The following is a 13196-nucleotide window of genomic DNA, read 5'->3' on the forward strand; positions in this document are numbered from 1 at the left end:
AAGATCGAACAGCGCGAAGTTTCCTCCCGCTGATTCTCAATTGTAGTACGTGTTTCTTTGGCGTACGTGAAGCCAGAACGTACATTCGCCGCTCGACCGGATTGTTTTACGGTAGCTCAGGATAACCATGTATCAGGCCGATTCAAACATCCGCAAGCGCTTACTGGTCGCACGACTGCCGGTTATGCCACAGATCCTCCTCAAGCTGATCGAACACTGTCAGACCGAGGAGATCAGGATATTAGCCCTGGCAGAACTCATTGCTCAAGACCCTGGGATGTGCAGCAAGACTATTGGCATGGCCAACGTCTCCACTTACCCGCGCAATGGTCGAAAGATCGGGCTTGAGCACTCATTAACTGCCTTGGGAATCGACTCGATCAAGAACATGGTGATCAGTGAGTCGGTTTTCCAGGTCTTCAACAGCTCTTTCTTCTCGAACAGCGCCGATCTCCGCTTTTTCTGGCAGCACTCCTTGGAGACGGCAATAGTTGCGCGGGCAATTGCCGAGAAGATGCGCTATCCGCATCTAGAGGAAGCTTACCTCGCTGGCCTGCTTCATGATGTGGGTCGTTTGGCGCTGGTTACTACTGCGCCCAGTGAATACGCCTCGAACTTCCTCGCCAAGGATGACGAAATGCTCTGCGCGGTCGAGCAAAGGACGCTGAATACGTCGCATCCAGAAGCGGGGTCATGGCTGATCGAAAGCTGGAATCTTGACTCTTTTATGGCGGATAGCGTGCTTTACCACCACGACTCAATGGCTCGCCTGGAATCGGCACATCCGCTAGTCCGAATCGTTCGCCTGGCGCATCAACTCAGCAGCACCGGGGATGATCGGAGCGTCAAGGATGCAGGATTGCTATGCGGGGTCAATGTCGCTGATCTGGAACAGATATCCGTAGACGCCAAGTCGAAGGTCAGGCAATCTGCCGACGCCCTGGGTATCGATGTGGCTGGAGTCAAGGACTTGTCGGAACTTTCGGCGCGCGATCCGGATATGCCGGCCAAGGATCCGGTCAATCAGCAGTTGTCCGACGAAGTGCGCAACCTTATGCTGGCCTCCGAAGCTGGCCGATCATTCTCTCGTCCGCTGGGAGAGGCAGGATTGCTTGAATCAGTGAGCAGATCGGCGCGCATGCTGTTTGACTTTGAAGACTCCATCATGCTTCTGACGAGCGGCACGGGAAAAGCGCTCGTTGGCGTTCCGGTAGGCGAGCACAAACAGCGCCTGACAGAATTTTCAGTAGCGCTCGCCGGTGGCGGACTGCTTGCCGAGGTCGTATTGCAGCGCAGGCTCGCCTTTGTCGGACATGAAGGAAATCCGCTTGGCATCGCCGAGGAGCAATTGCGGCGTGTTCTTGGTAGCGAATGTCTCGTCTGTTTGCCGCTGCTTTCAGGGCAGCGCTGCTTGGGAGTAATGGTTGGCGGAGTAGCGGCCTGGCAGGTCAACAGTTTGCAACGCCGCGAACGATTCCTTAGATCTTTTGGCGAACAAGCGGCGACAGCGCTCGAGACAGCCTTGGGCGAGCGCGGTGAAGCCTCGCGACGGGCGGCCAGTGTCGCGGAGGAATACAGGGAGACTTCGCGTCGGGTTGCTCACGAAGTCAACAACCCACTCTCGATCATCAAGAACTATCTCAGCATTCTCAGCGGCAAGCTGGAAAAGCAGGAGCCCGTTGTCAGCGAAATGTCGATACTCAATGAAGAACTGGATCGCGTCGGCCACATCATGAAGAGTCTTGCCGATTTGAAACCTACGTTGCGCGATGGGGGCGCCGAGGTTAATCGCGTTGTGCGCGACATCGTCCGCCTGTTCCGTGATACGGAGTTCGTGCCCGCCTCGGTGCAGATCGTCGCGCACACTCAGGATTTGCCAGCCGAGGTTGAAGGCAGTGCCGACACGATCAAGCAAGTATTGGTAAATCTAGTCAAGAATGCCATTGAGGCAATGCCAACCGGAGGCGAGATCCAGATCGCGAACGGTGGTCATGTCAATCGGGACGGACGCCTGTACATTGAAATCAGCGTAAGAGACAGTGGTCCAGGAATACCACAGGAGATACTGGAAAAACTGTTTTCGCCGGTTCTAAGCACAAAAGGTGCTGGACATCAAGGGCTTGGCTTGAGTATTGTACACAATCTAATCAAAAAAATTCAGGGCTTGATCACGTGTCGCAGCGGCAGCAGCGGAACAATATTCGAAATACTGCTTCCGGTCCGCAGGCGTACTTACCAGGGAGTGCCTGGCAGATAATAGGTTTGAGGCAACAATGGACGGGATGTTTACCGACGATTCTTCAGCCATAGAAATAACGACGGGCGGAAATGCTGCTCCTCGCTATCTCACGACTGAGAATTCTCCCCGTTTATTGCTGGTGGATGACGAGCCGAGGCTTTTAAGCAGCCTTTGCGCATTGCTCAAAGACCGTGGCTACCAGATGCTTACAGCCGCTTGTGGTGCCGAAACCATCGAGCTCCTGAACAAATTGCAGTTTGACCTGGTTCTTCTCGATTTGCGCCTGCCCGACATCGGTGGCCATGAAATCATGGATTTCATCAATGCCAAGGGGATCGACACCAAGGTGATTGTACTCAGTGGCGATACCGGAATCGAAGCGGCGATTGGCGCTTTGAAACGTGGCGCCTATGACTATCTGCGCAAGCCTTACACACGCGAAGAGTTGCTCAAAACGATCGACAACGCGCTGCAGCAACGGCGACTTGAGAGCGAGAATCGCAGCATTGCCTCGCGACTTGAGAGCTCGGAAAAGCTCTACCGCTACCTCGTCGATAGCTCGCCCGATATCATTTATACGCTTGACCAGGAGGGGCGATTCACATTCGTCAATGATCGCGTGCAGCAGTTGCTCGGTTATGGCCCGAAGGATTTGGTCGGCAGGCACTATTCGGTTTTGGTCCACGATGAGGATATCGAACGTGCTCGATATGTATTCAATGAACGTCGCGTAGGCGAGCGTGCTTCGCGGAACGTAGAGTTGCGCCTGAAAAGTCTTACCGGTAGCGACCAGGAACGCACTTTCGACAATACATTGATGACCATCTCGTTCAACTCGATGGGAATGTATTCATTGGGCAAAGAGGTGGTTGATCGCAAGTTCTTTGGAACCTATGGGGTTGCGCGAGACATTTCTGATCGCAAACGGGCTGAAGAGCTGATCTCTTATCAGGCTTATCACGACATCCTGACCGATCTGCCGAACCGCATTCTCTTCAAGGATCGACTCGGCCTAGCCGTGATTCAAGCTAGGCGCAACACCTCCGAGCTGGCGGTCATGTTTGTCGACCTTGATCGCTTCAAGCTCGTCAACGATACCCTGGGCCACGTCAAGGGTGACGAATTGCTGCAGCAGGTTGCGGAACGCCTGAGAAACTGCCTGCGACGGGGCGACACGCTGGCGCGTATCGGCGGTGACGAGTTCACTGTAGTCTTGCCGGAATTACGGGACAGGCAGGATGCCGAGATCATTGCCGACAAATTTCTCGATAGTTTGCGCCAGCCCTTCACACTGGATAGTAAGGAAGTTCATATCTCGGCGAGCATCGGTATCGCCGTCTATCCGTCCGACGGTGAATCGATTGACGAATTGTTACGTCACGCCGATGTCGCCATGTATAACGTGAAGGCACAGGGCAAGAATGCCCATTCATTTTATGAGTCTTCGATGCTCGACGCATCGTATCAAAAAGTTGCGTTGGAACAGAGTCTGCGCCGGGCGCTTGAGCAGGGTGAACTGGAAATGTACTACCAGCCCCAAGTGGATGTCTTAACCGGGGAAATCGTTGGTGCCGAAGGCCTGATGCGCTGGAATCACCCCGAGCGCGGCTTGCTGACTGCTGGTGAGTTTCTACCGTTTGCCGAAGAAAATGGTTTGATGGTTCCGATCAGTGACTGGATGCTGGGAGCACTTTGTCGCGACCTGCTTCAATGGAATGCTGCAGGAGGAGAGTCAATTCAGCTGTCGCTGAACATTTCGCCGCACTATCTTGAACACGGCGGTTTTTACGACAAGATTTGCGGGACACTCACCCGATTTGGTGTTTCGCCATCGCAGATCGAGATCGAGATTACCGAGAACGTTTGCATTCGCAATCCACAGTACGCTATCGAGCAACTCAACAAACTATGCCAGCTTGGTGTCAGCATTGCCATTGATGACTTCGGCACAGGCTATTCGTCACTATCGTATTTGCATCGCTTCCCGGTACACACGGTCAAGATCGACCAATCCTTTGTCAAGGAAATCCAGCGCGAGAACGGACACTTTCCGGTTATTCTGGCAATTATTTCGATTGCCAGCGGCCTGGGACTCAAACTTGTCGCGGAAGGGGTCGAAACAAAAGTTCAGGCGCACTACCTTGAGAAGTCAGGCTGCAAGACAATGCAGGGATTTCTCTACTACAAGCCGCTTTCCCACACACAGTTCCTTGAACTGCTGCGGGAAAAGCGCGCGATCAGTGCCTGACAGACTGCTCAACTTTCGATCAGTTTTCAAGCAAGATACGCAGCATACGGCGTAGCGGCTCGGCGGCCCCCCACAGCAACTGGTCGCCAACAGTGAAAGCGCCCAGATATTCCGTACCCATGGCAAGCTTGTGCAAACGGCCAACCGGCACGGTGAGCGTTCCGGTAACAGCTGCCGGCGTCAACTCACGCTCGCTGGCCTCGCGTTCGTTGGGCACCACCTTCACCCACTGATTGCCATTGGCGATAATCCCGATAACCTCATCAAGCGGAATATCCTTCCTGAGCTTGATGGTTAGACCTTGCGAATGGCACCGCATGGCGCCGATGCGCACGCACAGACCGTCAATCGGAATACTGCCGGGCGTGCGAAACGCGGGGCGACCGAGAATCTTGTTACTTTCGGCACCGCCCTTCCATTCCTCCTTCGACTGCCCCTGTTCGACGGGTGCGTCGATCCACGGAATCAGGCTACCCGCGAGTGCCGTATTGCGAAAGTTGCTGGTAGGAAAACTCGCAGCACGCATCGTCTCGGCAACTTTACGGTCGATGTCGAGGATGGCCGAGGCAGGATCGGCAAGATCGGATTTGATGGCATCATGAATCGAACCCATTTGCGCAAGCAGCTCGCGCATGTTTTGCGCACCCGCACCGGAAGCTGCCTGGTAGGTCATCGCACTGATCCATTCAACCAGGTCATTCTTGAACAGTCCGCCGAGACCCATCAGCATCAGCGACACCGTGCAGTTTCCGCCAATCCAGTTTCTTCCGCCCGCAGCCAGGGCAGAGTGAATGACGTCGAGGTTGACTGGGTCAAGAATGATTACGGCATCCTTCTCCATGCGCAAAGTGGAGGCCGCGTCGATCCAGTGGCCGTTCCAGCCTGCGGCACGCAGCCTGGGAAACACCGCCTTGGTGTACTCTCCACCCTGACAGGTGATGATGATATCCGTCTGTTTGAGCGCGTCAATCGACATGGCGTCCTGCAACACGGCGCCATCGCCTCCACCGGGGGAAGGGGCCTTGCCGCCAACCGCCGAAGTCGAGAAATATACTGGCTCGATGTGATCGAAATCACGCTCTTCCGCCATGCGTTGCAGGAGCACCGAACCGACCATGCCCCGCCAGCCAACTAGGCCAAGCTTCTTCATTTCCCTTGCCTCAAATAAACATCAGACCGATTGATCCACCAAAATCACAATGCCGCCAGAACTGCCTTGCCCATTTCACGGGTACCTACTTTCTTCGTACCCGTCTCGTAAATGTCACCGGTACGATACCCGAGCGCCAGCACCTTCTTGACTGCGCCTTCGACTCGCTGCGCAACATCTTCCATCGAAAAGGTATAGCGCAACATCATCGCCACCGACAATATCGTCGCCAGCGGATTGGCCACGCCCATGCCGGCAATGTCCGGTGCCGAGCCGTGACAAGGCTCGTACAAACCCTTGTTGTTCTCGTCGAGCGAGGCCGATGGGAGCATGCCGATTGACCCGGTGAGCATCGATGCCTCGTCCGACAGAATGTCGCCAAACATATTGCCGGTGACCATCACGTCGAACTGCTTGGGTGCCTTCACCAGTTGCATCGCCGCGTTGTCCACCAACAGATGTGATAGCTCGACATCCGGATACTCGGGCGCCAGCTCGTTCATCACATCGCGCCAGAGTTGTGTCGTTTCCAGAACATTCATCTTGTCTACCGAGCACACCTTCCTGTTGCGCTTGCGCGCGGCTTCGAACGCGACCTGTCCAATGCGCCGAATCTCGCTCTCCGTGTAATGCATGGTATTGAAGCCGAAGCGCTGATTTTTGCCGTCCACTTCGCGCATCTCGATACCGCGTGGTTGACCGAAGTAAATATCTCCGGTCAGTTCACGGATGATCAGAATGTCGAGACCAGCAACCACTTCGGGTTTGAGTGTAGATGCATTGGCAAGTTCCGGATAGAGAATGGCCGGGCGCAAATTCGCAAACAGACCGAGCTGTTTGCGAATGCCGAGAAGGCCACGCTCCGGACGTTGCTCGCGCGGCAGCGTGTCCCATTTCAGGCCGCCGACAGCGCCAAGCAGGACGGCATCCGCAGCCTGCGCCAGCTTCTGGGTCGCTTCCGGATACGGGTTGCCCGTTGCGTCGACGGCGCACCCCCCAAGCTGAGCCTCCTCGATCTCAAACTTCAAGTCGAGCGCTTCCAGCACGTTCAGAGCCTCGGCCATTATTTCTGGTCCTATGCCATCACCGGGCAAAACACAAATTTTCATTACTTTATTCCCCATGCTTGTGTACCAATTTTTCGACCAGAATATGCTCACAAACTTTGAATACAAGATACATGGCCAGTCCCAAGAACCCCGAGGCGATTAACTCGAAAAACTGTCGCAGGGCGCCATCAAGCAGAGCCATGGCACCGTGCTGAAGCACCAGTTCGACATTGGCACGAATCAGATAGAGCAGGCTGAGCGATGTGAGCCCGAAGCCAACAAAGGCCAGCCCCATGACCAGGAAAGTAGCTACGAAATGAGAACTGAGGAAAACGATTATTTTAGGCAGCAATCGTTTTGCCGCTTTACACACCACCTGCTCCCGCTTCGAACAACCAGGGTTGCTCAATGCGACGCTTGTCCTCAAACGCACGAATTTTCTCGGCGTGATGCAGCGTCAGTCCAATGTCGTCCCAGCCGTTGAGCAGACACTCTTTGCGAAACGCGTCCACCGCAAATGAAAGCTCTCTGCCATCCGGACAAACGACAACTTGCCGCGTTAGATCAATTGACAGTGTGTAGCCCGGCGTGGCCATAACCTCGGCAAAAAGTGCTTCAATTTCAGCCGCCGGCAGAACGATCGGCAGAATGCCATTCTTGAAGCAATTGTTGAAGAAAATGTCTGCAAAGCTCTCGGCGATAATCACCCGAAAACCGAAATCGAGCAAAGCCCACGGGGCATGTTCGCGCGAGCTGCCGCAGCCGAAGTTCTTGCGCGTCAGCAGAATTTGCGCACCCTGGTAGCGCGGCAAGTTGAGCACAAAATCCGGATTCAACGGACGATCCGTGCAGTCTTCCCCAGGCTGGCCGACATCGGTGTAACGCAGTTCGTCAAACAGGTTCGGGCCAAAGCCCGAGCGCTTGATTGACTTCAGAAACTGTTTCGGAATGATTGCATCGGTGTCAACGTTGGCGCGATCCAGCGGTGCAACCAGCCCTTCCAGGTGATCAAACTTGTCCATGGTTTTCCTTGTGATCCACCTTACTTGGCGGCCTTTTCGATGGCCTGGCCGCCCTTTTCAATATCCTTGCCCACGCCCTGAACGGTATTGCATGCAGAAACCGACATTGCCGAAATGATGGCAACAAAAATGAAAGCGAGAATCTTCATGATCAGTCTCCCTAAAGTAAGTCACGAACATCGGCAAAATGCCCTGCAATCGCTGCAGCGGCTGCCATTACCGGGCTAACGAGATGTGTTCGTCCACCCGCACCCTGTCTGCCCTCGAAATTGCGATTCGAAGTCGAGGCGCAACGCTCTCCCGGTTCCAGCCGGTCGGCATTCATCGCCAGACACATCGAACACCCCGCCTCTCGCCACTCGAAGCCGGCGGCCACAAAAATCTTGTCCAGTCCCTCAAGCTCTGCCTGCTGCTTGACCAGACCGGAACCAGGAACAGCCAGCGCCAACTTAACGCTGTCAGACACTTTGCGCCCCTTGAGGACACTGGCTGCTGCACGCAGATCCTCAATGCGCGAGTTGGTACACGAGCCAATAAAGACCTTGTCGATGGCAATCTCTTTGATCGGCGTATTCGCCTTCAGCCCCATGTAATGCAGGGCTCGCTCCATCCCCTCACGGCGCGCCGGGTCCTTTTCGCTGACTGGATCGGGAACACTGTCCCCGATTGAAACCACCATTTCGGGCGATGTTCCCCAGGTGACCTGCGGTTGAATGTCTTCAGCACGCATGTCGAGAACGCAATCGAATTCGGCGCCTTCGTCGCTGTGAAGCGTGCGCCAATAGGTAACCGCAGCGTCCCACTGCTCTGCCTTCGGCGCATATGGACGACCTTTCAGGTAATCGATTGTCAGCTCATCGACGGCGATAAAGCCCATCCGCGCGCCAGCCTCGATGGTCATGTTACACAGCGTCATACGCGCTTCCATCGACAGGCCGCGTATCGTACTGCCACCAAACTCGACAGCATATCCCGTACCGCCCGCCGTGCCGATGCGACCGATGATGGCCAGGGCGATATCCTTGGCGGTCACACCCTTGCCGAGCCGCCCATCAACACGAAACAACATGGTCTTCGACTTCTTCTGCAACAGACACTGCGTGGCCAAAACGTGTTCGACTTCGGACGTTCCGATACCCAGCGCCATGCATCCAAATGCGCCGTGGGTACTGGTGTGGGAGTCGCCGCAAACGACGGTCATGCCGGGTAACGTTACGCCATTTTCCGGGCCGACCACATGAACAACGCCCTGACGCAAATCCTTGAATGGAAAGTAGGCCAAGGCACCGACTTCGCGAATATTGGCGTCAAGCGTTTCCACCTGCAAACGCGAAACCGGATCCTCGATACCGCGTTCCCAATGGTTGGTCGGCGTATTGTGGTCAGCAGTGGCAACAATGGAGGAAATGCGCCAAGGCTTGCGACCGGCGAGTTTCAGCCCCTCGAAAGCTTGCGGACTGGTCACCTCATGCACCAGGTGGCGATCGATATAAATCAGCGCCGTCCCGTCGGATTCCTCATGCACTACATGACTCTGCCAAAGTTTGTCGTATAAATTCTGCAGCATCGGTCTGTTATCCTGGAAGTCGGGTCCCAAACGGCCCGATTGAACGCTGGATTATCTCATGGCTCGACCTTACTGTCAGCTCGCAAGGCCTTGAATGGCTAGAAGCCACAGCCTGCCAAGGAGTGATCCAAAAGATGGACGGCGCGGCCCGGCAATGATTCTGCGCCACAATCAGAGACCATCAGAGGCTTTCGGGGAGCGCCTCGCCCGCGAAAGTCAGGTGCATGAGTCAGCGTTGGCGCATTCTCGCTGTCCAGCTTGACCAACTGCGGAATTCTTACAACAATCGGGCTAACAATAAATAGGTTCGCGAAACATGATCGACACAATTATCAGCGACTTCGAGTTGCCGTCCACTGGTGACCAACCCTTCAGGCTTTCTGACTGCCGAAGCGGGATGATCGTCATTTATTTTTACCCCAAGGACAGCACACCGGGTTGCACCACTGAGGCTCAGCAGTTTCGGGATCTCTACCCTGGTTTTGTGAAAGCTGGATGCGAAGTGCTTGGCGTTTCGCGGGACAGCATCCGGTCGCACCAGAATTTCAAAACCAAACAGAACCTACCCTTTGAGCTGCTCTCCGATGTCGACGAACGGTTGTGCACGCAATTCTCCGTGATCAAGATGAAAACGATGTACGGAAAACAGGTTCGTGGAATCGAGCGCAGCACGTTCGTCATCGATGGCAAGCGAACGCTTCGGCGGGAGTGGCGCGGCGTCAAGGCGGAAGGCCACGCGCAGGAGGTGCTGGATTTCATTAGAACGCTTTGATCAGCCGGAATGCCCCCACCCCGTATTCACCGGAGAAAGCCCGTCCATGGCTATTAGAACTGCCGCCCGCGCAAAAACAAAGAAAGCCTCACCGCTGACCAAGCTCTTCGTTCTTGACACCAATGTGCTGTTGCATGACCCGACGAGCGTCTATCGATTTGAAGAGCACGATGTCTTTCTGCCGATCATGACGTTGGAAGAACTTGATAACAACAAGAAGGGCCTGTCCGAAGTCTCGCGCAATGCAAGGCAGGTCACTCGTACGCTGGACGAAATCGTCAGCAGCCACTCCCAGGGGATCGAGATCGGCATCGCACTCGCCGGCCCTTCGCACAAGTTAGCTAGCGGGCGTCTCTTCCTTCAGACTGAAGCCATCGCCAACGATTTGCCTATCGGTTTGCCCACGGCCAAAGCCGACAACCAGATTCTGGCTGTCGTTATCCACCTGCAACGTGCGAACCCGGAGCGCGAAGTCATTCTGGTATCGAAAGATATCAACATGCGCATCAAAGCTTGCGCGCTTGGTTTGGAGGCCCAGGATTATTTCAATGACAAGGTGCTGGAAGACACCGACCTGCTATATACCGGCGTCCTTGAATTGCCCGCCAACTTCTGGGACAAGCACAGCCAAGACATGGAATCCTGGAAACGCGACGGCTTTACGCTCTATCGCGTAAACGGGCCGCTCTGCCCGCAACTTCTGGTCAATGAGTTCATCTATCAGGAAGGCGAGCAGGCTCTGTATGCCATCGTCCGTGAAGTATCCGGCAAGATGGCGCAATTCGAGACGCTGGTCGATTTTACGCACCCGAAAAACAGTATCTGGGGGATCACTGCCCGTAACCGAGAACAGAACTTCGCTCTCAATCTGCTGATGGACCCTGAGGTTGACTTTGTCAGTCTGCTTGGCCAGGCCGGTACCGGGAAAACCCTATTGACCCTTGCCGCCGCACTGACGCAAGTCCTGGAAGACAAGCTCTACTCAGAAATCATCATGACCCGTGTAACGGTCCCGGTTGGCGAAGATATCGGTTTTCTGCCGGGCACGGAAGAAGAGAAAATGGGGCCGTGGATGGGCGCACTTGAAGACAACCTTGAGGTACTCAACAAGACGGATGAGGAGGCCGGCGAATGGGGGCGCGCGGCGACTCACGACCTGATTCGCAACCGGATCAAGGTGAAGTCGCTAAACTTCATGCGCGGACGTACCTTCCTGAACAAGTTCCTGATCATCGACGAAGCGCAGAACCTGACACCAAAGCAGATGAAAACCCTGATCACGCGCGCCGGGCCGGGAACCAAAGTCGTCTGCATGGGAAACATCGCACAAATCGACACTCCCTACCTGACCGAGGGCAGTTCTGGCCTGACCTATGTCGTGGATCGCTTCAAAGGCTGGAAGCATTCCGGGCATGTCACCCTTCAGCGCGGAGAGCGCTCCCGCCTCGCCGACTACGCCGGCGAAGTGTTATAATTTTTTCGCCATACCGAGCCGTGTCACGGGACACGGCTCGGTCGTTTTTGCCAACAGGTTCTTGTGTGTTTAGTGCACTGCATGGATCCAACGCCTTCCGGAGAAACGATTGAAACGACGAGACTTCCTCGCAACTTCGGCGATTCTCTCGCTGCTGGCTGCCTCGCCGGCAGGTGCAGCAAAAAAGGCAGCGGCAAAAAAGCCGGCTGCAAAATCCACGTCAAGGTCGGCAAAAGGGAAACCGGCAGCGGCAACCTCTGCCGAACACGCGGCGCCGCAAACTGAAACGCACAACGTCATCAGCCTGCCCGAGGAGCCAGCGGCACAATGGCGAACCTATGACATCCTTTCGACGATTGCCCTCAAACAGGTCAACGGCAAGGCACGCCTCTGGCTCCCGCTAGCTCAGTACAAAGACACCCCGTGGGAGCGATCTCTGGGTCACAACTGGCAGGGGAATTTTGAGAATGCCGGCATCTATCGTGATCCGGTGGCAGAAATGGAAGTCTTCTATGCCGACTGGACGGAGGGCATTGCCAATCCGCAACTGCAATTGACCAGCCAGGTTGCAACGCAGGATCGCCATTTCGACATTACCCGCCGAGGCGCTGTGGCGGAACGCACGGAAGTCCTTCGGCGCTGCCTGCAGTCGACAAAACTCGTACCCAACGACGGCATTGTCCGGACTACGGCCGAACGCGCCATCGGCCGCATCAAGGACCCGGTTGCCCGGGGTAAGGCCATCTATGATTGGGTCGTGGAAAATGCCACGTACGACCCACAGATGAAGAGCGTCGGGAACAGCAACATCGGAAGCATGCTTGAGAGCAACAACCTGAGTGGCCGAAGTGCTGACATCGCCCTGCTCTTCGTCGGTCTGTGCCGATCCATCGGGATTCCGGCGCGCCCGGTATTCGGCCTGCGAACAGACAGCTCGCGACTATTCGGCAGCCTCGGTGCCGGCGGCAACCTGAGCACCGATCAACACTGCCGAGCCGAATTCTACACGCCGGGTTATGGCTGGATTCCAGTCGAACCCTCCGACGTACGCAAAGCCATTCTTGATGAACGGCTGAGTAACGGCGACCCAAAACTGACCGTGTTGAAGAAGTTGCTTTTCGGTTTCTGGGAAATGAACTGGATCAGTTTCAATGTCGCCCAGGATGTGAGCTTGCGTGGATCAATCGGGCAATCACTGCCATTCCTGGTTTACCCTGTCGTGGAAACAGTGGACGGTCGATTCGACAGCCTGGACACCAATCGTGTTGGCTTTCAGGTCAGCGCCAACCGAATTGAATAGAAACCCTGTAAGTGGAGTGAGCATAGCAGGTGTGGGCCGGACACAAACTGCACGTTCGCTTTTGGCGGAACCGTGGTCTACGGCGCAATCCAGGACTGCGGCATTGCTATCCGGCGCAGTCCTCACGCCTTCGGAAAGCGGCAGACTTTCCAAGCCTTCGGAGACTTCATGACGGGTGATATCCTGCTGGTTCTTGGCTTGCTCCTGGCCACGATACTGCTATTCGCCAGCGACCGGCTGCGAATGGATATCGTCGCCATACTGGTGCTTCTGGCCTTGATGATGAGCGGACTACTCGCGCCAAAGGAAGCTCTCGCCGGATTTGGTGATCCACTGGTGGTATTGATCGCCGGATTGTTTGTCATCGGTGAGGGT

12 protein-coding genes are annotated in these 13196 nt (G+C 55.4%); 6 read left to right on the forward strand and 6 right to left on the reverse strand.

The window, feature by feature from the left end; genetic code table 11:
- Positions 1-127: 127 nt before the first annotated feature.
- Both PROAA_RS09750 and PROAA_RS09755 read left to right on the forward strand, forming a co-directional pair.
- Positions 128-2257: an HDOD domain-containing protein gene (locus tag PROAA_RS09750; protein WP_186411156.1), complete on the forward strand. Its 2130-nt coding sequence runs from the start codon at positions 128-130 to the stop codon at positions 2255-2257.
- A 16-nt stretch (positions 2258-2273) separates the two neighbouring features.
- On the forward strand, positions 2274-4487 hold the full coding sequence (locus tag PROAA_RS09755) for an EAL domain-containing protein (RefSeq protein WP_186411157.1): 2214 nt from the start codon (positions 2274-2276) through the stop codon (positions 4485-4487).
- A 19-nt stretch (positions 4488-4506) separates the two neighbouring features.
- Here PROAA_RS09755 and asd read toward each other — a convergent pair whose 3' ends face one another.
- Genes asd through leuC form a run of 6 tightly spaced genes read right to left on the reverse strand, consistent with a single transcriptional unit; the run spans position 4507 to position 9275 of the window.
- Positions 4507-5637: an aspartate-semialdehyde dehydrogenase gene (gene asd, locus PROAA_RS09760; RefSeq protein WP_186411158.1), complete on the reverse strand. Its 1131-nt coding sequence runs from the start codon at positions 5635-5637 to the stop codon at positions 4507-4509.
- A 44-nt stretch (positions 5638-5681) separates the two neighbouring features.
- Positions 5682-6746 carry a 3-isopropylmalate dehydrogenase gene (leuB, locus tag PROAA_RS09765; protein WP_186411159.1) on the reverse strand — a complete coding sequence of 355 codons (1065 nt, stop codon included), beginning with the start codon at positions 6744-6746 and terminating at the stop codon, positions 5682-5684.
- Between the two features lie 4 nt (positions 6747-6750).
- Complete coding sequence (locus PROAA_RS09770; RefSeq protein WP_222102200.1) at positions 6751-7038, reverse strand: hypothetical protein; 288 nt, start codon at positions 7036-7038, stop codon at positions 6751-6753.
- Positions 7039-7051: 13 nt separating this feature from the next.
- On the reverse strand, positions 7052-7708 hold the full coding sequence (gene leuD, locus PROAA_RS09775) for a 3-isopropylmalate dehydratase small subunit (protein ID WP_186411161.1): 657 nt from the start codon (positions 7706-7708) through the stop codon (positions 7052-7054).
- A 20-nt stretch (positions 7709-7728) separates the two neighbouring features.
- Entirely contained in the window at positions 7729-7857 is a 129-nt protein-coding gene (locus tag PROAA_RS09780; protein WP_186411162.1) for an entericidin A/B family lipoprotein, read from the reverse strand.
- An 11-nt stretch (positions 7858-7868) separates the two neighbouring features.
- Positions 7869-9275 (reverse strand): 3-isopropylmalate dehydratase large subunit, encoded by a 1407-nt coding sequence (gene leuC / locus PROAA_RS09785; RefSeq protein ID WP_186411163.1) that lies wholly within the window; start codon positions 9273-9275, stop codon positions 7869-7871.
- Between the two features lie 316 nt (positions 9276-9591).
- Here leuC and PROAA_RS09790 point away from each other — a divergent pair, with 316 nt between their 5' ends.
- The 4 genes from PROAA_RS09790 to PROAA_RS09805 form a co-directional block, all read left to right on the forward strand.
- On the forward strand, positions 9592-10047 hold the full coding sequence (locus PROAA_RS09790) for a peroxiredoxin (protein ID WP_186411164.1): 456 nt from the start codon (positions 9592-9594) through the stop codon (positions 10045-10047).
- 46 nt (positions 10048-10093) lie between these two features.
- The gene (locus tag PROAA_RS09795; RefSeq protein WP_186411165.1) at positions 10094-11521 is read left to right on the forward strand and encodes a PhoH family protein; all 1428 of its coding nucleotides are present in this window, start codon (positions 10094-10096) and stop codon (positions 11519-11521) included.
- Between the two features lie 109 nt (positions 11522-11630).
- Positions 11631-12821, forward strand: coding sequence for a transglutaminase-like domain-containing protein (locus PROAA_RS09800; RefSeq protein ID WP_186411166.1), 1191 nt, complete (start codon positions 11631-11633; stop codon positions 12819-12821).
- A gap of 168 nt (positions 12822-12989) precedes the next feature.
- The coding region (locus PROAA_RS09805; RefSeq protein WP_281182263.1) for an SLC13 family permease at positions 12990-13196 on the forward strand (207 nt) is incomplete at its 3' end.

The sequence above is a fragment of the Candidatus Propionivibrio aalborgensis genome (assembly GCF_900089945.1).
Taxonomy (GTDB): Bacteria; Pseudomonadota; Gammaproteobacteria; order Burkholderiales; family Rhodocyclaceae; genus Propionivibrio; species Propionivibrio aalborgensis.